The organism is Salinivibrio proteolyticus (genome assembly GCF_027286365.1).
In the GTDB taxonomy this organism is placed as follows: domain Bacteria; phylum Pseudomonadota; class Gammaproteobacteria; order Enterobacterales; family Vibrionaceae; genus Salinivibrio; species Salinivibrio proteolyticus.
Window position 1 is genome coordinate 374,305 of the sequence record NZ_CP114585.1, and the last position, 21,270, is coordinate 395,574.

15 protein-coding genes and 2 pseudogenes are annotated in these 21,270 nt (G+C 47.2%); 7 read left to right on the forward strand and 10 right to left on the reverse strand.

The window, feature by feature from the left end; genetic code table 11:
• Window positions 1-65 precede the first annotated feature (65 nt).
• The 4 genes from tssI to N7E60_RS15630 are packed head-to-tail and all read left to right on the forward strand — an operon-like array spanning window position 66 to window position 7,569.
• Complete coding sequence (gene tssI, locus N7E60_RS15615) at window positions 66-2,243, forward strand: type VI secretion system Vgr family protein (RefSeq protein ID WP_269599010.1); 2,178 nt, start codon at window positions 66-68, stop codon at window positions 2,241-2,243.
• Entirely contained in the window at window positions 2,240-3,046 is an 807-nt protein-coding gene (locus N7E60_RS15620; RefSeq protein ID WP_269599011.1) for a DUF4123 domain-containing protein, read from the forward strand. The genes tssI and N7E60_RS15620 overlap by 4 nt, the downstream gene beginning before the upstream one ends.
• Window positions 3,039-6,581, forward strand: a complete 3,543-nt coding sequence (locus N7E60_RS15625) for a toxin VasX (RefSeq protein WP_269599012.1) — start codon at window positions 3,039-3,041, stop codon at window positions 6,579-6,581. The genes N7E60_RS15620 and N7E60_RS15625 overlap by 8 nt, the downstream gene beginning before the upstream one ends.
• A 31-nt stretch (window positions 6,582-6,612) precedes the next feature.
• Complete coding sequence (locus N7E60_RS15630; RefSeq protein ID WP_269598604.1) at window positions 6,613-7,569, forward strand: hypothetical protein; 957 nt, start codon at window positions 6,613-6,615, stop codon at window positions 7,567-7,569.
• Window positions 7,570-8,070: 501 nt separating this feature from the next.
• Here N7E60_RS15630 and N7E60_RS15635 read toward each other — a convergent pair.
• Window positions 8,071-8,867, reverse strand: a protein-coding gene (locus tag N7E60_RS15635; protein ID WP_269597063.1) for an IS5 family transposase whose coding sequence is annotated in 2 segments (ribosomal slippage) — window positions 8,071-8,526 and window positions 8,529-8,867 — 795 coding nt in all. Because the reading frame shifts where the segments join, the coding sequence is not laid out codon by codon here.
• Window positions 8,868-8,980: 113 nt separating this feature from the next.
• Between N7E60_RS15635 and N7E60_RS15640 the strand changes: the two genes are divergently transcribed.
• Window positions 8,981-9,388, forward strand: coding sequence for a hypothetical protein (locus tag N7E60_RS15640; RefSeq protein WP_269598605.1), 408 nt, complete (start codon window positions 8,981-8,983; stop codon window positions 9,386-9,388).
• A 1-nt stretch (window position 9,389) separates the two neighbouring features.
• Window positions 9,390-9,980, forward strand: a complete 591-nt coding sequence (locus N7E60_RS15645) for a hypothetical protein (protein ID WP_269598606.1) — start codon at window positions 9,390-9,392, stop codon at window positions 9,978-9,980.
• On the opposite strand, the pseudogene N7E60_RS15650 reads toward N7E60_RS15645, so the two are convergent.
• From N7E60_RS15650 to N7E60_RS15660, 3 genes and pseudogenes are all read right to left on the reverse strand, one after another.
• Window positions 9,929-10,699 (reverse strand): annotated as a pseudogene (locus tag N7E60_RS15650) (ISAs1 family transposase); the annotation flags it as partial. The gene N7E60_RS15645 and the pseudogene N7E60_RS15650 overlap by 52 nt on opposite strands.
• A 69-nt stretch (window positions 10,700-10,768) precedes the next feature.
• Window positions 10,769-11,530, reverse strand: coding sequence for an IS21-like element helper ATPase IstB (istB, locus tag N7E60_RS15655; RefSeq protein WP_269598607.1), 762 nt, complete (start codon window positions 11,528-11,530; stop codon window positions 10,769-10,771).
• Entirely contained in the window at window positions 11,517-12,017 is a 501-nt protein-coding gene (locus N7E60_RS15660; protein ID WP_269598608.1) for a hypothetical protein, read from the reverse strand. The genes istB and N7E60_RS15660 overlap by 14 nt, the downstream gene beginning before the upstream one ends.
• Before the next feature lie 193 nt (window positions 12,018-12,210).
• Between N7E60_RS15660 and N7E60_RS15665 the strand changes: the two genes are divergently transcribed.
• Window positions 12,211-13,338: an ISAs1 family transposase gene (locus tag N7E60_RS15665; protein WP_269598609.1), complete on the forward strand. Its 1,128-nt coding sequence runs from the start codon at window positions 12,211-12,213 to the stop codon at window positions 13,336-13,338.
• Here the strand turns inward: N7E60_RS15665 and istA are convergent.
• The 6 genes and pseudogenes from istA to N7E60_RS15695 all read right to left on the reverse strand — a co-directional run bounded on the left by istA (window position 13,269) and on the right by N7E60_RS15695 (window position 21,213).
• The gene (gene istA, locus N7E60_RS15670) at window positions 13,269-13,883 is read right to left on the reverse strand and encodes an IS21 family transposase (RefSeq protein ID WP_269598610.1); all 615 of its coding nucleotides are present in this window, start codon (window positions 13,881-13,883) and stop codon (window positions 13,269-13,271) included. The two genes, N7E60_RS15665 and istA, sit on opposite strands and share 70 nt — an antisense overlap.
• Window positions 13,884-13,994: 111 nt before the next feature.
• Window positions 13,995-14,351: pseudogene (locus tag N7E60_RS15675) on the reverse strand (ISAs1 family transposase); the annotation flags it as partial.
• Window positions 14,352-14,532: 181 nt separating this feature from the next.
• On the reverse strand, window positions 14,533-17,214 hold the full coding sequence (locus N7E60_RS15680) for an EAL domain-containing protein (protein WP_269598611.1): 2,682 nt from the start codon (window positions 17,212-17,214) through the stop codon (window positions 14,533-14,535).
• Window positions 17,215-17,489: 275 nt separating this feature from the next.
• Window positions 17,490-18,716 carry an OFA family MFS transporter gene (locus N7E60_RS15685; RefSeq protein ID WP_269598612.1) on the reverse strand — a complete coding sequence of 409 codons (1,227 nt, stop codon included), beginning with the start codon at window positions 18,714-18,716 and terminating at the stop codon, window positions 17,490-17,492.
• Window positions 18,717-18,847: 131 nt separating this feature from the next.
• Window positions 18,848-19,561: a LytR/AlgR family response regulator transcription factor gene (locus tag N7E60_RS15690; RefSeq protein ID WP_269599022.1), complete on the reverse strand. Its 714-nt coding sequence runs from the start codon at window positions 19,559-19,561 to the stop codon at window positions 18,848-18,850.
• Window positions 19,558-21,213, reverse strand: a complete 1,656-nt coding sequence (locus tag N7E60_RS15695; protein WP_077765339.1) for a LytS/YhcK type 5TM receptor domain-containing protein — start codon at window positions 21,211-21,213, stop codon at window positions 19,558-19,560. The genes N7E60_RS15690 and N7E60_RS15695 overlap by 4 nt, the downstream gene beginning before the upstream one ends.
• Between the last annotated feature and the right edge of the window lie 57 nt (window positions 21,214-21,270).

Below are 21,270 nucleotides of genomic sequence, written 5' to 3' on the forward strand. Positions count from 1 at the left end.
TTGAGCCAGACGGCAGGGTCTGGCTGAACGTATCAGGGTAAACAAGCAGGGCGAAGGATACACAGATGGCGACATTGCAAATAGCGTTAACCGTGGCGGGGCTGGACCCGCAACCGTTCGTGGTGGTGGACTACCAAGGGGACGAGTGCCTCTCTCACCAAGCTGGCCTGAATGGCAATCCGGTGTATGGGTTCCAGTATGAGGTGGCCTTGGCGAGCCGCCATACCGACATCACGCCAGAGCAAGTGGTCGATAAGCCGGTGCAGCTGACACTGTGGCGTAATGGCGAGCTGGTCAAACGGGTGCAGGGTATCGCCAGTGCCTTTAGCCAAGGTGACATTGGTCATCACTTTACCCGCTACCGCTTAACCTTGGTGCCCGCCCTGTATCGCCTGTCGCTTCGCCAAAACAGTCGTACCTTCCAGCACCAAACCGTGCCGACTATTCTAGAAACCCTGCTCACGGAAATGGGGGTGACGGAGGTTAACTTCTCGCTAACCCGTGACTATGCCGAGCGCGAATACTGTGTGCAGTACCGTGAAAGTGACTTGGCGTTCTTCCACCGCTTAGCGGCAGAAGAAGGCTTGGTGTATCACCATGAGCACGATGCCACCACCCATACCCTGATAGTGACTGATGCGCCCGACAGCTTGCCCCAGCTTGAGAGCCCGGTGCCCTATAATGCTGTCAGCGGCGGTCGCACGGATACGCCGTATATCTATGGGCTGACACGCCACACCGCGGCACGCCCTAGTCACACGGCCTTAAAAGACTACAGCTTTAAAAAGCCAAGCTACAGCTTCCAACAAGCGGCGCAAGCCGATGGCATTGATTACCAGCGTACCGACAGCTACGAGCACTTTGACTTCCCGGGCCGCTTTAAAGACGACGCCACCGGACAGGCGTTTAACCAAACCCGCTTAGAGTACTTACGCCGTGAGGCCGAGCATGCCAACGGCCAAAGCAATGAGCCGGCATTACGCGCGGGCTATCGCTTTACCATCAGCGACCATCTGGATGAGAGCGTGAACCAAGCGTGGCAAGTGGTGCGGGTGCATCATCAAGGCAGCCAACCACAAGCACTGGAAGAAGAGGGCGGCCAAGGCGCCACCACCTACAACAACCAGTTTATGCTTATTCCTGCCATCACCCCGTGGCGTGCAACCCCCACGCCTAAACCGCAAGTGGATGGCCCCATGATAGGCACCGTGGTGGGACCGGATGGCGAAGAAATCTTTTGTGATGAACACGGGCGGGTGAAAGTCCACTTCCCGTGGGACCGTTATTCCAACGGCGATGACAAAAGCAGCTGCTGGATACGGGTGGCCCAAGGCTGGGCGGGCAGCCAATACGGCATGATGGCCATTCCCCGTATTGGCCATGAAGTGATTGTGTCCTTCTTACACGGTGACCCGGACCAACCGATTATCACCGGCCGCACGTATCATGCGACCAATGTACCGCCTTATACCTTACCCGCGAACAAAACCAAGACGGTTTGGCGCAGTGAGAGCCACCAAGGCGAGGGGTATAACGAACTCACGTTCGAAGACCAATCGGGCAGTGAGCAAGTGTATTTACACGCCCAAAAAGACTGGCATACCGAGGTAGAAAACGACCGTGTGACCGAGATAGGTCATGACAATCACCATCAGGTGCACAACGACCAATTTCATCGTGTGATGGGCAATGCGCATCATACCGTGGAGGGAGAGAGTCGCACCCGTATTGGTGGTAACCACTCCAATCTCGTCAAAGCCAGTGAGCACTATAAAGTCGGTAAGGTTCATGCGGTGGAAGCAGGGAGTGACATTCACCTAAAAACGGGCGCCAAACTGGTGATCGAAGCCGGTGCAGAAGTTACCTTAAGTGCCGGCGGTAGCTTTGTGAAAGTGGATGCGGCAGGCGTGCATGCTTCTGGTGCCGCGGTGAACTTAAACTCAGGCGGCAGCGCAGGCAGTGGACCAGGCTTTAATGGCCAAATGGCGAAGTGTCCCAAAACTATCGACGCCTTGGCCGATCCCGAAGCCACGCCACTCCCCGATATCCAAGCGGTTGATGTAATGACCACATCAGAAACACAGCAAGGGGCACCGACGCTTATCGCTGTTCCAGCGACGGCGAGTCTGGTGCAACAAGTTATTGCCGACGTTAAATCTGAAACACCTATTACGCAAGCGTGCCTTAAACAACCTGACGGTAGTTGCCCGCTGTCAGACTGCCCCTGTGGGAATAACGTATGAGCTTACATCTAGCATCCACACACGGTGATGAGCCGATAAACTGGTATGCGTTAGTGAGTGACTATGACGGCATGCATCAAGAGGTTTATGGACTTATTGCTGGTCACAATATTGAACCACTTTATTTATCGACGCCGCTATCAGTGATGATAGAGCGTAGTCCACTTGTTATTCCTTTGAGAGCGCATGACCCCATTGTCGATAAGCTATGCAAAGATAGGACCTTATACTTTTCTGCTCCAAACACGGTAGGGTTCGACGCTGTTCTCGCGCAGTTAAGAAATCGCCTTCAAGTGCAGTTTTCAGCAGCGCGAAAAGGCTTTTTACATTACTACGTACCGGCAGTAGCAAGCTATTTTTTGTTGCTCGCTGAACCAAGTGATACTGCTGATTGGCTCGGTATTCTCTCTGGGGCTTATGTTTACCAGAAGATACACAGTCGACAACCTGAGTGGGTGCATATCCTCGGAGCAAATACCGTAGAAGCATCGTCGTCATTGTGGCAGCTGACGGATTCACAGAAAGATGCATTGAACGAAAAGCACACAGAGCAAGAAATACAGCAATGGGCTGAAACGCAAGGCATTGACGTGTTTGACTGGCCCAAACAAAAAGCAGTTAGCCACTTTTGTGCAAAGCATCAAATAGAGAGCCAAGCGTTAATCAATAAGGTTCACTCTCTCCTACATGAAAATGCGATCAGTTTGGACGAAGCATTGTTAACAATCGCACCAGGACAGACTGAAACGAGCATTGTGGAACAATTAGAGAAATGGGTGTCTAGGGAGTATTTAAATGTCTGATAAGTTTTCTTCAGCGCCTGCATGCGATGGCAAAAAGCTTCTTATTGAAGTAACAGGAATACAACATGGAGCAGAGCAGGATTTTGAATTTTATGATCTAACAGACATGACGCAGCAACCTTCTCTTGAAGCCAAGAAGAAGGTAGACCCCGAACTCGATGACACCACGATATACAGCTGGGATTGGAGCGACGAGAAAGAAAACCGTAACGTCTGGTTGAAAGTGGATGCCGACGATGGGCCCATTAAGCTACCGTTATTTGAAAATGTAACAGTGACAGAGAGAAAGCAAGACGAACAAGATTACTTGGTTCACTCAGTGCTTCCGCTCACTCTTTTGCCGTCATATCAGGGATCCGTTACCAATGCGGACCGTGTGGCACCTGTTCGCGCGGGTTATTTATATGTCTTCTATAACCACAAAGCATGGCGAGAGATCCACATTACACCTGAAGACGGGGAAATGTGCTTAAAAGACGTTCATCTCTATCGTTATCGAGAGGGGCGAGATCAACCCTTTAAAGATGAAGAACGTGTGGCGACAGGAATGCCCTTAGGTGAGATTTGGATCCCCGCCAAAGCAAAAAACGAGCAATCCGTTGTTCATATTGCATTTTCTGAAGTGCAATGGAGTGCGCCCCGTCTGAACTATCTTGAGGCACACCCAGAGCATTTAATGCAACGTGCTAAACCGCTAGACAGTCTTAATGCGGTTGATAGGTCAGACATACTGAAAGTCACAGCGTTACCGGCTATGCGAGTGAGGGCGCCTGAACTAGAGTTCTTTCTTGCCGAGCCGATGCAGCTGAATCGTGATCTATCTGGCGCTTGGGTTAATCAAACCTATCAAACGGTGAAGGGAGAGCTTGAATCCATGAGGGAAGATGGTGAGTCCGCGCCGAATATGCTTCGGTATTATGATCATCAACCTCACCGCTACGAGTATGGGCTCAGACACTCTGCACTGATGGATATTCTTTCTCCCGACACTGGGGAGAGCGAAATGTGGGAGGCGGAATCGACAGACGACTATCTCGCTCAAGCCAAGCAACGTCACTTAAGAGCCATCGTGCTGGATGATCCGCTTTTTGACCTTAGACACCATACTTACCTCGCGCGAAGTGGTGTGGCGTACATGCAACAAGTTTACGTTGATATGAGCCAACAACCACACTACCGATCCGCGGAGTTCGTGCAAAAGCTAGTGGTCCCTTCCAAGTTTGGCGAGAATGAAAACCCGTCGCATGCCGCGTACGACAGTATGGATACCTTCTTAGGGGGACGTTTTCATCGAACATTACGCACCGTAGAACGTCAAATATGCTGTACCGATATAGAAAATTTGCAAGGCTACGTGCAGAGTATTATTGATGAACCGCGTTTGTCTGAGGTGATACGAGATATTAGTTCACTCAACGATATTAATGCAGCGGCAGCCCACAAGCTGATAGGGGAAGCGGCATCTGCGCTTTGTGCGAATACGAAAAAGCTTGACCAACTATCTCACTGTGATAGCCGGAGGATGTCTCCCTATTTCGATACGGCAAAAGCCATTTTATTACCCAATAGTGGATCGGCTTTGCACTCGATACTCTTCCCTGCTGAACAAAGTGTTAGCTTGGACGAATGTTTGGAGCAGCCGCCAGAGGCGGCTAATCTAGGCGACGGGTTGGCAACGCCTGAATCATTGGCGTTGTGGTTTAAAAAGGGTCAGGATATTCAAGATGAAGATTTACGCATCTTCGATCTTGCTTTTATGTCGTCTGCCAATAACAACGAAGAGGGCGCATTTGGCCCCGTGCGACAGGTTGCGAATACTCTAGATGGCATTCTTCGAGGCTATTACGAAATCTTGTTGGAATTGAGCCAAGATTTGGCTGATGAAGCGAAGGTGATTGAATTTAACAGTGCCTATGCACCTGTTTTGCGGCTAATGAAAGCAGCAAATAGCGAGGTGTGGGGGGACATTACCTATCAGCCCGTTGGCGGAAAGGCGTTTAGAGGGACCGTCGTTGGCGTAGAAGGGCATGGTCTGACTTGGGGCCTAAGTAATACCGATCGAGAGCACATAAAAACTAAGCAAAAAAATGCACCCATGGCACGTATGTATGAAAATGCGTCAGGGAAACTGGTGGCCTCAACCGGTAAAAATGCGTTTAGGCCGAGTGATATACCCGGCGTTAATCGCGCAGCAGTTGGGCCTAAGTTGCCACTTAAAGTGGTTGTGGTAGCAGAAGACAGCCACGTGGCAGAAGCCTTTAATCAAGCCAACACCCGCCGAGCGTTAAACAATGTGAACCAGACGGCCAGCAATGCCTACGAGGGGTTACGTGTTCCTTATTTTATTGCGGTTATTGAGCTTGTTAATCTGATGGTTAATGCTCAACATTTTAGTAATTTAGCGAAAAGGAAGGACGTGGGTTACTCTAGGGCGCAAGTGCTCAGCGTCCTAGCAGACTTAGGGATCGCCACAGTACATGCCTCAAATCTTTACACACAAAATGCCTCTCGCCTTGCGACTGTATCAAATGTCACGGCGTTTACTCTTTATGACGATCTAGCACGTACGATAACCTTCGATGGGGGAAGATCTCATCTAGTGGCAAGAGTTAGCGTTCTGGGCGCTGCCAGCCTTGCCGCAGGCTTTTTAACCGCGGCGATTGCTGGCTGGGATGCGATTCGACTATGGCAAAACAATGATATTGATGCCAGTATTGCCAAGGGAATGGTGGCAACAGGAGCCTTAGTTACCACAGTTGCAACAGGGTTATTTACTACCAGCGCACCAATACTATTTGGTATGGGCCCAGTGGCTTGGTTAGGTATAGGTCTATCAGTAGCAGGCTTAGTACTCTATTCGTTTTGGAAAAATACTCCCTTGGAAGACTGGATGACGAATGGTCCCTTTGCTAAAGAGCCTAATGAAGACTATCAACACCTGCAAGGGCCTAAAACGGCGTATGAATGTTTGGTAGGCTTGTTTTTAACAATATCTACAAAAGGTTATCATCTCGAGAGTCAAACAGCTTTTTCTGAACAACTGAAACGCCGTATGCAAGCGCTTGGCGCAACACATATTATTCATGTGAATACGAACCTAGCCTCATTGCTAAACCCAACTAGTCTTGATATCGACTTTTATGCACGTCAAGCAGTTGAAAGAAAAACGGTGACGATTAGTCGTGTAGGTAGGCAAGAAGAGAGAGAGATCATCAACATAAGTTCGGCTAATTCAACACTATTAAAGCAAGAAAAAACTGACGAAGGCTATGCGTTTTTTATTAAGTATGAACAACGCGTGCCCAAAACAAATATGGAGTCTCGTTTTTTTTCTGGGCGAGTTTATGAACATCACTACTCGCCAGCGTTAATTACAAGGGCTCAGCTTAAAGTCGAAGAGGCTATTTTTCCAGCACTGACGCTGGAGCAACTTGAAGAGGGAAAAGTTAGACCCCCTGTTCCCAGTTTTAATCTAGATGATGATAGCGATCTGGGCTGGGCGAAAGACTCATTAATAATAAGCACACGTGGCTAATGCTCGTAAAACAATTATTTGGTAGCAATTAATGGCATATAATACCGAAAATATCATTCCACAGCCACCTAAAAGGCCGCACGGTTTTTTGCAACGGCTACTCACTAAAGGGAAAGTTTTCCCCTTTACCAAGGCAAATGACACCATTGCTCTATCTTTGGCTGGAGAGGTTACGCCCTCTTACCTCAAGGATATTGAAGGTGATAATAAATCGTTATACTGGAATGAAGAAAGGTTAAATAGTGAAGCATTATCCGGCTGGTCTCAGTTTTATACATTTTTACTAACTATGACAAAAATAATACTAATGTTTTTTTTGCCTTTGGCTTATTTAATATTGCTTTATCCACTATTGTTTAGTCATGGAAGCTGGAGCGAAAGATGGGATGACTTATCAGCTGCCTTCTATGGACAAACACTCTATGGGACGTTGCCATGCCTATTAATTTGGGGTCACTACAAGTTGGTATGTAAAGGCTACTATTTTTTAGCACCTTTTTTAAAAAGCAAACGTGTTTATAGTTTAAACCGTCAGACAGGGATGGTGACGCTGTATAAGCGTGGCAATAAAGTGCGCTTTACACATCCTTTTATTGAATTTGACTGTGTATTGATGTCGGCCCCCAGTCCGCAAGGCCATCTGAACTACAATTTGATGTTAGTTCATCGCTATCAGCCTTACTCTGTGGGTGTACCTATTAGCAACTTAATTGGCACCAACGAGCGTGTGGTGGAGTACCAGCGTCTTTGGAATATGATCCAGCGTTACATGGATGTGAGTCAACCGATGCCAGATCTGTTGGTATTAGAAGAAGCTCGAGCCAAAGACCCTGTAACCGCTGCCCATGATCAGCAGACTGGCCGTGACCCGCGTTACTGGCGAGATATGAGCGATGAAACCTACAAGAAGACCCTAGCGGAAATAGCCGAACAACAAAAAACATCGCCCGCCACTGGTCCAAAGATCAACATTTTTGCGGATAGCTGATATGATCTTCAACACCGAGCAACTATCTCTACAACCCGCTAAAACACCGCACGGATTTTTGCAACGGCTACTGACCAAAGGGAAAGTTTTCCCCTTTACCAAGGCAAATGACACCATTGCTCTATCTTTGGCTGGAGAGGTTACGCCCTCTTACCTCAAGGATATTGAAGGTGATAATAAATCGTTATACTGGAATGAAGAAAGGTTAAATAGTGAAGCGTTATCCGGATGGTCCCAGTTTTATACATTTTTACTAACAATGTCTAAAGTAATATTAATGTTTTTTTTGCCAGTAGCTTACATGCTAATTCTTTTGTTTTTGGTTTTTGGTTCTGGTGGCTGGAGAGAGGGTTTAGAGGATTGGTCCGTTATTTTTTATACTGTGACTATCTATTTTACGCTTCCCTGCTTACTTATATGGGGCCACTATAAGTTGGTATGTAAAGGCTACTATTCCTTAGCACCTTTTTTGAAAAGCAAACGTGTATATAGCTTAAGAACCTATCCCAAAAGGGATTTATTCCAAACAATGAGGCCACAAGCAAAATGCAACATGGCCTCGTAGTTTTCGATTTTCTTTTCCCAACGAACAAGCAATCTACGATAACGGTTTAGCCAGCTATGAGTTCGCTCCACAACCCAACGATGAGCCTTAAAATCATCCGATTGCTTCAAGCTCGCGGCCTCTTCAGCACGTGATTGAACATGGGGAATGTAGTTCAAAGCAACCAGTTCATCATGTAACCACTGGCCTGTATAACCTTTGTCTAGGTACAAAGGTACTTTCAGCGGCGGCCGATAACACTCTAGTGCATCTAATGTTTGAAGTACCAGCTTAATGTCGTGGACGTTTGCGCCATCGCTAACAACAGCCAGTGGCAATCCATTCGCATCCGTCAACAAACTGCGTTTTACGCCTTGTTTCGCACGGTCTGTTGGGTTCTTACCTGTTTTTTTGAGCCAGCTAAAGGTGCTTTAGTTTGGCACCCGTCCATTGATATGGAACTCCAATCAACCCCTTCGTAAATCAGGCCATTTTGCCAAAATCGCTCAAAGACTCCTGCATCTCGCCACTCTTGAAAACGACGATGTGCAGAGCTAGAGGAACAAATACCTGTCGCGTTAAGCGCATTCCACTGACAACCAGTTCTGAGAACAAAGAGGATGCCGTTCATAGCATCACGATTATCGACTCTCTTTCGATGTGTTCCTAGAGGATGGTTCGTCTTGTGGATTGGTAAAAGCGGCTCAATTTTTGCCCAAAGGGCGTCAGAGATTAGGTATTGTGTCGAATTCATTTACAGTATTTTCAATAGGTGTTGATTTACTCAGACAACACCTATTGAGATAGGTTCTAAACCGTCAGACAGGGATGGTGACCTTGTATAAGCGTGGCAATAAAGTGCGCTTTATGCATCCTTTTATAGAATTTGATTGTGTATTGATGTCAGCACCGAGTCCGCAAGGCCACCTAAACTATAACTTAATGCTAGTTCATCGTTATCAGCCTTACTCTGTGGGTGTGCCTATTAGTAACTTAATTGGCACCAACGAGCGAGTGGTGGAGTACCAGCGCTTGTGGAATATGATCCAGCGTTATATGGATGCGAGTCAACCGATGCCAGATCTTTTGGTGTTGGAAGAAGCCCGAGCCAAAGACCCTGTAACCGCTGCCCATGATCAACAGACTGGCCGCGACCCCCGTTACTGGCGGGATATGAGCGATGAAACCTACAAGAAGACGCTAGCGGAAATAGCCGAAAAACAAAAAACATCGCCCGCCACCGGTCCAAAAATCAATATCTTTGCAGATAGCTGATATGGCCTACAACACTGAGCAACTGTCGCTACAACCCACAAAACCACCGCACGGTTTTTTGCAGCAGCTACTAACCAAAGGGCAAGTGTTCCCCTTTACCAAGGCAAATGACACCATTGCTTTATCACTTGCTCGAGAAACATTACCATCGAAAATAAAAGAGACAGAAGGAAGTGAAAAGCCTTCATTCTGGACCGAAGATAGCTTAGATAGTGAATCTCTATCAGGCCTGTCTCATCTGTATTTTTTAATAGTGGGGTTGGCGAAAATACAATTAATATTGTTTTTACCATTGTTTTATTTGATTTATCTCTATCCATTGTTATTCGGATATGCTAGTTGGGATGATAGGTTAGAAACTTGGTCAACAGGTACTTACGTATTAACACTCTATGGGACGTTGCCATGTCTATTGATTTTGGGTCACTACAAGTTGGTATGTAAAGGCTACTATTTTTTAGCGCCTTTTTTGAAAAGCAAACGTGTATATCGCTTAAACCGTCAGACAGGGATGGTGACCCAGGGCGAGATTACGTATGCTCAAATTTCAGTCAACCCTTTGATTCCGGCCAGTACAATTTGCTCTAAATAAGCAACATTCATCGATGCCATCTTCTGCTTGCGTCTAATACTTGCCTTTTTGCTGCTCTCTAACCGAAGCATATTAAGAGCCATGTGACGCACGCCAGCGAGAATCTCCGCCGCATGCCCACGATAAATTTGGCACGCATCCTCATTCATGGTCACATCGAGAACCCAGTGGAGTCGGTTTTCTATCTCCCAATGACCGCGAACTGCCTCGGCAAATCGTTCCGGTGTCAGTGTCGCTGAACTAATGTAATAGCGGTATTCCAGTGATTCTTCTCCCTTTGAGTCAATGCGATAGCTAATAGCAACACCGACCGTTTGAAGCGCTTGCCAGTCGGGGAAATCTATCGCCAGTTTCTGCGCTGGCATGACGTAATATTCGCGTGCTTCGATGCGTCCATGCCCGTGCTCAATGTCGCATTCTGGGCTTATTTTAACTAACGGTGCCAGGGCTTTTTGAACCGCTTTCTCCAAGCCTTTTTGATTGCCTTTGACTGCGAGTAAATAGTCGCCACCTTGCTCAACAACTTGCTTGGCGATACCTGTTTGGCAACCCATAGCATCGATGGAAACCAAGCATCCCTTGATGTCCAACAGGTTGATGAGTTCGGGTATCGCTGTGATTTCATTCGACTTGTCTAGAGTCTTAACCTGGCCCATTACCACGCCATTCGCTGTCGCAAAGGCACTGACCATGTGGAGAGTGGATTGCCTATCTTCTCGGTGTCAACGATCACCGAAAACTGATCCACTTTTAGCTTAAAAACGATCAATCAAAATTGATCCACCCTTTTAGTCAGGTATTGCTCCTGAGCGTTGTTTATCTTTCAATCGATAACTATCACCACTTAACTGCAGAACATGGGAGTGGTGAAGTAGTCGATCTAACATCGCTGCCGTTAATGTCGCATCATCGGCAAATGCGCTTGGCCATTGGCCAAACGATAGATTACTGGTCAAAATAATGCTGCCATACTCATAGCGCTTAGCGATCACATTAAAAAATAGGTTCGCTTCTTCTCGTCCAAATGGCAGGTAACCGATTTCATCAATGCTCAATAACCTTGGGGCCATCACGGAGCGAGAGAGGTATTGCTTCAGCTTGTTTTGCCGTTTAGCGGTCGATAATTGCAGCATCAAATCAGCAGCAGTGATAAAGCGCGTTTTCTTTCTAGCCTGTACGGCTTTTAGTCCCAACCCGATAGCTAAATGCGTTTTACCGACACCGCTTGGTCCAAGTAGCACCACGTTTTCATTACGTTCAATGAAGGTCAGCGCACTTAATTCTTGTATCTGCTGTTTCGGGACGCCGGTGGCGAACTTAAAATCAAACGTACTTAACTCTTTATGCGCGGGAAAACCTGCCATACGACTGAAAAGCTGTCGGGTTCGCTCGTCTCGTTGTTGTTGCTCGCTTTCCAATAACGCGCGTAGAAATTCACCATAACTCTTTTCTTGAGCAATACATTGCTCAGCCAACGATGGCCAAGAGGCGGCAACAGAGCTGAGTTTCAGTGAGTCACAGAGATGACCTATTTGTTCATGCAGTAGCATGGTCACCTCCTAACAACGCTTCGTAAACGTTCATGGGATGTTGTAGATTGATGGACTCTCGTGGCGGCACAATACGGATATCTGGGGCACACTTGTGTTGGCTTGCACCCTGTACGAACTTTGGCAGAGGAAGTAACTGTTTCACTTCTTCTCGCAAGCGCTCAGCAGGGACAGCTAACGTGGTGCCATGAATGCGTTGATTCGCCACACGTTGTAACCATGGGCCGACTTTTGCGTTGGCTATTTGTACATCCAGCTCGAGATTTTGCGCGCGCAATTCGGCGCTAAGTGGCACAACGAAGCTGTTTTTTAAGTAGTGGTTAAAACGCTCAACTTTCCCCTTGGTCTTAGCTCGATAGGGTTTACAAGCAACCAGCTTAAAGCCGTAGTCTTTCGACATCTGTAGCATCTCATCATGCAACTTATGTTCGCCTTGTGCATAAGCATCTCGCTCACTGATGAGCGCTTTAGCGTTGTCACACAGCACTTGCTCGGGCAGGGAAAACGCATGAAGATCCGCGGCATGCCTGGGCTAGCGATTTAATGACTTAATTGTCAATTAAGGCTGAAAATCGTGCGTTGAACCATGTTTATTAATTAAAATGAGTGAAAATAAAGGATCAATTTGTTGATCATTTTCAGTGCGATTTAATGGTCTCCTAACGTTTAGGAGATTAAAAATGACAGAAGATAAAAGTCCATTTATGCATTTCGTTTCCATTAGAGACATTCGTCAAGAAGGTAAAGTTGAACATACGTTATCAGATATTATTTTGATAACGATTTGTGCGGTGCTGTCTGGTCATGATACCTGGAAAGGTATGAGTGATTATGGACGTAAGCAGCGTGATTTTTTATTACGCTTTGGCTTCTCAGGTAAAACATCACCCTCGGCAGATACGATTGCAAGAGTGATGGGAACCATCAGTACAAAAGCATTACAAAAAGCCTTCATAGAATGGATGAAATCGTGTCATGAATTAACGGATGGTGAAGTAGTTGCCATTGATGGAAAAACACTGAGGGGTTCATATAACCGAGCAACAGACCAAGCTGCGATTCATATGGTTAATGCGTTCGCAACCGCAAATGGTGTATGCCTCGGACAGTCAAAAGTAAATAGTAAAACCAATGAGATCACTGAAATACCTAAGCTGCTGGAATTGCTCGACATTTCTGGGTGTTTAATTACTATAGATACCATGGGTTGTCAGCGAAAAATCGCACAAAAAATCATTAATAAAAATGCCGACTATTTGCTTGCTGTTAAAGGAAACCAAGGCAAGTTAGACAAAGCGTTTGATAATTATTACCGTCCTTCAATGCTTCAAAACTTTGATGGTGATAGCTACGCATCACAAGAGAAATCGCATGGACGTTTAGAAACACGATGTGCACTGATTAATACGGATTTAAGTGTATTAGGTGATTTGGCTTACGATTGGCCTGAATTAAAAACGATGGGCATCATGGTGAGTGTTCGACAAGAGGGAAAACACGCCGAAGAGTCAGATATTTCAGTGCGCTATTATATAAGCTCAAAAGCACTGACAGCGAAAGAGCTTCATGATGCCACGCGCTCACACTGGTTAATTGAATCAATGCACTGGCAACTTGATGTTGGATTAAAAGAAGATGCTTGCCGAATAAGAGTCGATGACCGAGCGGAAGTTTTTGCACGAATAAGGCAAATGGTTCTGAATTTATTAAAGCAAGAGAAGAGTTTCAAAGCCGGTATTCAACGCAAGCGAATGATGTGCGCGATGGACCAAGAGTACCTGGCGACCGTGCTGGGAAGCCTTTCGTGACGCGGATGTTCATGCGTTTTCCGTGCTTGCTCGGGTACTCCACCGAAATACTCAAACGCTTCTTTTAAACCTTGTTGCCATGCATGCGCACGCTCGTTATCAAAGAATTTGACGAAAGTGGCGCGCGAGTAACCTAACGTTGCGACAAAGGCTTTGAGCGGCCGTTTACCGAGACGAATGGTGGTAAAGTCGATTTGCATTTGCTGCCCTGGTAGCGTTTCAAAACGGACAACCGGCTCAGGAGTGGAACAAAGCTTAAACTGACACACAAAGCGTCGGAGCTGAGCAATACCGCCTGGATAACCGCGTTGGACGACCTCGTCAAACAAGACGGTGGCAGGTATCCAATCGGGTTTGGCCTGCTCAATTCGTTGGACGAGATAGGGTTTAAAGGGCGCTAGTTTTGTCGCGGGTTGTGCTCGTTGCGCGTAATTGGGCATCTGATGCTGCTGCAAATGATGCTTTACGGTGTTACGAGAGATGCCTAATTGACGGGCAATTTTACGAATACTTTGGCCTTGTGCAAAGTGAACATGAATATCCACAAATGTCTCCTTGGTTAACATAAATCACCCGTACAAAAAATAAACGGATGATACCAAGTGGATCAGTTTTCGATGATCGTTAGTGGATCAGTTTTGCATGATCGGTGACACTCGGTTATAGGAGCTACGGAGCACCTTCCCGTCGATAGCAATCAGAGCGCCGTTAGCGTGCACGTTGACGGCCTGCATCCATTTCAAAAAACAGTCCTGAAACTGGTCAGGTTCGATGGAAGAAACCACTCTGGCAATCGTGTCATGAACGGGAATGCCTTGAAGGAACAGGCCTTTATCTTGCAGCCAATCAAGGTGTGCTTCGCCAAAGTCTTCAATGTCTTCCCATCCCTCCATGCCAGCAATGGTGGCGCACACCGTTAGGAATAAGATATCGAACAAAGGGTACGAAATTTTGGCTGATTGTCGTGTGTCTTGGATAACAGAAAAGTACTGAGAAAAAGCATCGATGGACATCGTGAACTCCCGTCAAAAAGGGAGTATATGATCACAGCGATAAGTGATCGTCAAACTGGTCTATTTTGCTCAAAATTCGTTCGTGATCTTGCCCTGTATAAACACCCTGTTTATCAGCAAGAAGAAGAGAAAGCGGCCGAGTAGTATAGCTTTTATGTCGGGCTTATTCTCGCTCTTACAATTAACCATTTTCACCAAAGGTGTTTAATGCTTGCTCTGCACTCATTGGCTTGAAGAAATAAAACCCTTGAATTTCATCGACGCGCCATACATTCACAATGCGTAATTGAGAGGCGGTTTCGACGCCTTCTGCAACTGTGGTCATTCCCAATTCTTGTGCCATGTTAATGATACTGCGGACCAAGGTTTTGGCTTTATCATTGGTTTCAATTTCGCTCATGTAAGATTTATCGAGTTTGACGATATCTAACGGGAAATTGCATAAAGAACTGAATGAAGAGTAGCCGGTTCCGAAATCATCGAGAGCCAGTTGTACGCCTAACGCTTTTAACGCATGCATTCGTTTGATGGTTTCTTTATCGGCACCTAGCAGAATGCTTTCCGTTACTTCGAGTACCAGTTGCCCCGGGGCAAGCTGATAGCGATTGATCAAGCGTTTTAGATTGTCCACTAATCGTCTCGCGCCAAAGTGGGGACTGGAAAGGTTCACGTGGATGGTCAGACGATGTTGTGATTTTTTACGCCAATGCTGCTGTAATTGTTGTAAGAATGCGCAAGCTTTTTCGAGAACAACCTCATCCAACTCAATGATTAATTTGTGTTTTTCTGCCAAAGGAACAAAAACACCTGGTGAGACTAAACCGAGTGAGGGGTGATGCCATCGTGCCAGTGCTTCAAAGCCAATCACTTGGTTGGATGTGGCGTTGACAATGGGTTGGAAGTAGGCGGTGAACTCATTGTTTTTTAACGCAGAGACAAGGTTGCGGTTGATCACCAAGGTTTCTTGCGCTGCCTGTGCGATATGTTCGTCAACGATCTCCACGCGGTATTTACTACCGGTACGTGCTTGTTCAATAGCGTAAAAACCGCAATGTACCAAGGTCTCAAAGTGCTGGAACTGCAGGTGTGGGCCGATCAGCGCGCCTTTCAAGCCAATATCAAACTCGGCATCGGTCAGTGCAATATGGTTATCACTGGCTTTGAGGGCAAGACAGGCATGAGCCTCAAGGTCACGCTCATTGCTTTTGTCGGTAAAGACAATGAACTCGTTTTCGCTTAATCGGCCTATGGTGGCACCAACAAACTGTCCTTTTAAGGTATCGGCAATGTGTTTCACCATGCTGTCATAGGCATGATGGCCATAAATCTCGTAGATCTCTCTCAGACGTGTGGCAATAAAATAAAGTGCGAATACGCCCTTTTGGTTCGCCAATGCCGCGTTCAACGCTTCTGTTGTTGATGGGCGATTGAGTAATCCAGATAGGGTGTCATAGTGTGATAAGGTTTCAATCAGCTCTGCTTGTTGTTTTTGTTGGCTAATGTCTTTCACGGAAAGCATCAGCGAGCTGTTTTCTCCGTCATCGAGCCTGACTGCCTCAATGGCACAAGGTAGCGTGTTTCCTTTATAGCAGCGCAGGGCCGTCTCAAAGTGAGTCACATCACGGGGACCTTGTTGATAGAGCGACGTAAGACGTGCAAGCGTGCTCTCATCGTTACGGCAGAGATCACGAATGGATAAGCTGGTAATTTGTTCTCGTTCGTAACCCAATAAATCCAATAGTGCTTGATTGACATCGATAATTTGATCATCCATTAAGATAATCATTCCCAAGTGCTGGCTGTGGTACAAGGCATCGAAGCGCGACAGCGTTTCCTTGAGCTGGCGTTCTGTTTTTGATGACGCGTGCGCTAGCGCCTTAATTTGCTCGGTAATATGGGTGAATGTGTCTTTGCGTTTGTGCGGTAACGGGCCGTCGCCGAGGAGGGCACTGACATCGCGCTCAAAGGAAATAAACTGTTTCGCGATTTTCCGGCGATAGAGTATAAAAACGAGTACGCCGATCAGTGATGTGATAGCGAGCATCGTCATGATCAAATACTGGAATACTTGCCTACCTTTTTGATAGTAACGCCGCTGTTCGGTGGTTTTCAGGGTCGCAACAATCTGATTATTTAAATCGTACAAAGGGGTGTAGCGAGTCAGCTTGGTGTCGGTACGAACAATATGCTCGCTGGTTTCAATTTGTTTCAGAATTGCACCTTCAAGCAGGCTGTTGTCGCCGGTAAGGATGTTCTCATAGGCAGATGGGAAACGTCCGGTGAGCGCTTGGCCCCATACCATCCAACCCACCGCTGGCGCTGTGCCTGAGCTATCACGAATGGGGTTGAGACTGATCACCCAAAGGCGATTATCTATCTCTAGCAGGCCGGAAAGTGGCGTCAGGGCATCATCAGGCAGCGATTGCGAAATATGCTCACGGATAGCGGCTGATTGATAAATGCGTTGGATAAACTCACGTTCATCATCGTTATTAAGCACCCGAGCCGCCACCACGCGACCGTCTAAATCAGCAAAACCCATCATACTCAACCCGAGTGAAATCAGTGTATCGGCCTCGAGATTGCGGCTGGCATATTGTGTATTCCCGTTGGTGAGTAGCGTATAGGTGTCATCCCAATAGGCCCAATCGACGGCGTACTCAACTTGATTATCAACCACGCGTTGGATAACAGCTTTTGCCTGCTGGTTGGCACGGGTTATCTCTATGTCTTCTAAATGGTTAATACCAAACAAAAAGAAATAGCGAGTCACTAATAAGCTGCTAAAGATGATCCCAACAATACCGAGAAGGAAAATCAGTGCGGCTTTGCTGTGTAGGGTGACAAACAACGTACGTGCCATGCAAAAACCTAATATAAAAGCGAGGAGTGGCGATCTGCCGTTCATTGAAAATAGGCAAGGGTTAAGGAATGATCAATAAAGCAAGGAGATATCGGCCACACTCTGGGACTTTACAGTGTAAATAATTACCCCCTAGTGACACTGTCACATTTTAGTTTTATGTGAATAAGGGAGTCTCTTCTGGGGAGATAAGAATGAAGATTGGAGAGAGAAATACCTCGCCCTGATTCACGGAAAGCGTTCAGAGCGAGGTAACGTGTCGAGATGGCGAGCGCTTAATGGGTTGACGATTCAAGCTGCCAGCTGTGATTGACCGGTTGGTTATCACGCTTCGGCGCTTGGATAGTAAAGGCAATGCATAGCGAGAGCGCGATCATCACCAGCATGACACTGAACGCGGCGACAAAGCCACCAAATAGCGCTGCAATGACAGAGCCCATAAAGCTGCCCACACCAAAGCCAAGATAAATAAACCCGTAGTTCTGGCTGAGGTGATTCATACCAAAATAGTCGCTGACTAAGGTTGGGAAGACCGTAATTGCGCCACCAAAGCTGAATGCGACACAAGCAACTGATAGATAGAAACTGTATTGGTCAAGTGGCATAAAGCGGAGCATGCCGACACCGGCGGCGCAGACCAACAGCGCTAAGCCAACCACTTTGCTGCGCGCCATGCGGTCAGACAGCACACCCAGCACCAGACGGCCGCCTAGATTTGCCAGTGCGATAATGGCAACGGCTTCCGCAGCGGTGGCAGCATCAAGGTGGACATAAAGTTCACCCACATCTTTAGCGACGCCAATGACATAAAGCCCACTCATACAAATTGTGACGAATACCGTGGCAAGCAGCCAAAATTGTGGCGTTTTAAAACACTCAGAGAGCGTGTAATCGGCAGGTGCATCGGTCTCAGACGCGTTTGTAGCTGCTTTTTGTTGTGGTGCATCGTGCATCAGCGCGCCGCCAATCACGACCATGACACAGGCCAGAACCGCCCACATTTGAAAGCTGAGTGCTGCACCGCCTGCGGCTAAAAAGTATAGATTGATGTATTTAAAACCTAAGCTGCCTAACCCATAAGCGCCAATGGCACAAGCTGAGGCAAGCCCTTTGTTTTTTGGAAAAAAGCGTACGCAATTGGAGAGCGTCATGAGGTAGCCAGTACCGTCAGCCAAGCCAATCAGAAGGCCGGCGGTCAGATAAAGTAGCCATAGTTGGCCGACAACAGAGGTTAGCGCAAGGCTGGTGCCAAGCAATAAGCCTGCGCCGATAGTTACACGGCGCACGCCAAAGCGTGCTTGTAGATGGCCGGAAACGGAAGACGCCAGTGCCAGTGCCAGTGTCATAATACCAAAGGTGAAAGCCACTTGGCTGACAGGCTCATTAAGTTGGGCTGCAAGGGGAGCATTAAACAGGCTCCATGTATAGACAGAGCCAAGTGCAAATTGGGCTAATACAGTGCCAAGCAGGGTTTTCATGCCGGGGGATAAACGTGCGTTCATGGTAACGCTCCAGGGTTTTATCTATTGGGAACACCCCCAAGATACGACCCTGAATCCCCACATCAAGAGTAGGTGAAAAAGATAAAATGAGCTGCAGTTAGCGGGCATGAACTGCAGCGAGATGGCATGAATTACAACTGCATGCGTTCGCGAAACGCCTTCAGATTGCTGCGACTGACCAGCACGGGATGAGGAATACCGGGAAGAAAAACGTGGTAAGTGCTGTTTAAGCCCGGTGCAATCTCGGTGATTTTATCTAAGTTAACGCAGTAAGAGCGGTGGCAACGGAAAAAGTTGGCTGGCAATTGTGTCATCAATTCACTGATGGTGTAGGGCACATAGAACTCGCCATCTGGGGTATATACCAAGGTGGTCTTTTCGTTAGCCGCGGCGTAAAGAATGTCGGCGGTATCGGTAATACGGATCCGGTTATCGCGCATTAAATGCAAGGTATGGCGTTGCTCTGTTAGGGTATCAGCAGGAGTAGCTGCGATAGCAAGCTTGTCGAGCACGCCTTTCACGCGCGTTTCATTGAGCGGCTTAAGCAAGTAATCAAATGCCTCAAGCTCAAATGCATCTGCTGCATGCTCTTTGTACGCGGTGGTAAAAATCACAAAGGGCGGGCGTGCATCCGCGTGTAAACTGCGCGCCAGCAACATGCCATCAATGGAGGGGATGTTGATATCTAAAAACAGCACATCCACTTTGTGGGTCTGCAGATATTTAAGCGCTGCTAACCCATCATCAAAACTCTCGGTGATAGTAATAGCACTGTGCTTTTCAATGAGGTATCTCAACTCTTCTTGAGCAAGATATTCGTCTTCAACAATGACAGCGCGCATTATGCCTCCTTGTTTTCGACTGTAAATGATACCCGCGTTCCTGGATGAAGAGGCTCGACGGTGAGGCCTTGACCATAGAGTAAGATCAAGCGCTGATGAACGTTCATCAAGCCAATATGATGGCTGTCGATGGTGCCATGATAAAGCTGTTCAACGATATTTGGGTCGATGCCCACGCCGGTATCTGTAATGCTAATTTCTGCGCCGCGTTCAATTGCCCGCACTGCAATGGTGACATCACAAGGACGGCGAGAAGGTTGAAAACCGTGGCGAATAGCGTTTTCTACCAGCGGTTGTATCAGTAAAGGCGCAATATTAATGTCGGTCGTTTCAATATCAAAGTGAACGGAAAGTTTGTCACCAAAACGAGCCTGCTCTATTGCCACATAATCTTTGACTTGCTTGATGGCATCCGTAATAGGGATGAGATCTTGTGTGCGCTCTAAATTGTAACGCATAAAGTCGGCTAGATTGGCAATCAAGCCACGGGCGTCATCCGGACGTAACCGGATCAAGCTGGAGATCGCGTTGAGAGCGTTGAACAAAAAATGTGGGTTAATTTTACTTTGTAGCGCGGCAAATTCGGCTTTACTGGCCATTTCTTTAAGCTTTTGTATGCGCGCTACTTCCATCTGGGTTGAAATCAATTGCGATAAACCAATCGCCATTTCTTGCATCGGGCGACGAATACGGTGAGGTTGACGATAAAACACCTTTAAAGTCCCGGTGACGACGCCATTTTCCCAAAGCGGAATGATCAACAAAGAGCGAAAGTCATGCACGTTGAGATCATTGCTGATGATTTGTTCGCCGGTTTTTACCGCTTGCTGAGTCAGGCGACTAATTTGGTGGTGGGCATCAATATATTGCTCCTCACCAATGCCAACATACGCCAACACATCGGCGGTATCGGTAATGGCAACCGCATCGGCACCGGTGTCTTTACGAATAATACTGCACGCTTTGGTTAAGCCTCGTGTTTCACCGCGTCGAAAGTAAGGCAACGTACGGTTAGCGATATCCAGCGCTTGTTTGGCTTGCTGGGCGGCGAGGTGTTCTTTTTCATCATCGATGTACTGTACCAGTTGGATGATCAGGCCAATACAGACGGTACCCGCAATCATCGGAAAGCTAATGGTCGCGACAATGTGTTGAGCCAGAGCTTGGTCACTCGCCAGTAAAAGAATCAGCAACATGGTCAACGATTCACAGATCATTCCCGCTAAAATGCCATAACGGGCATAGTGCTGTTTATCGGCGCGATAATGGATCAGGGCAGACAGGCACCCAGCAATAATGCTGGCGATCAAACAGGCTTGTGAGGTTGGTCCGTCAATATCAATCAGGTAGCGGTGAATACCTGAGACGACGCCTGCTGTCACACCTACCCAAGGGCCAAACAAAATGCCCCCAGCGACGATGGCGATGATTCGTACGTTAACCAGTGATCCATCTACATTGACACCTGTGTAGGTGCTGAACAATGCAAACAACACAAACAAGGCGGCAATCAGCGCCGTTTCCATCGGATGGCGCTGGGTTTTCTGCACAATGGTTTGGATCAGGTGGGTGCGAGTGAGCCAAAACAGCGCCATAAGGAGAAGGGCGGCGCGTTCAAACACAGCCAGCAACATTAAAAATTGGTCGTTGTACATAATCGAGCGAGGCAATGAGCAAAGAGGCGGCAGTATACACCCTTCGTCATGCCATCG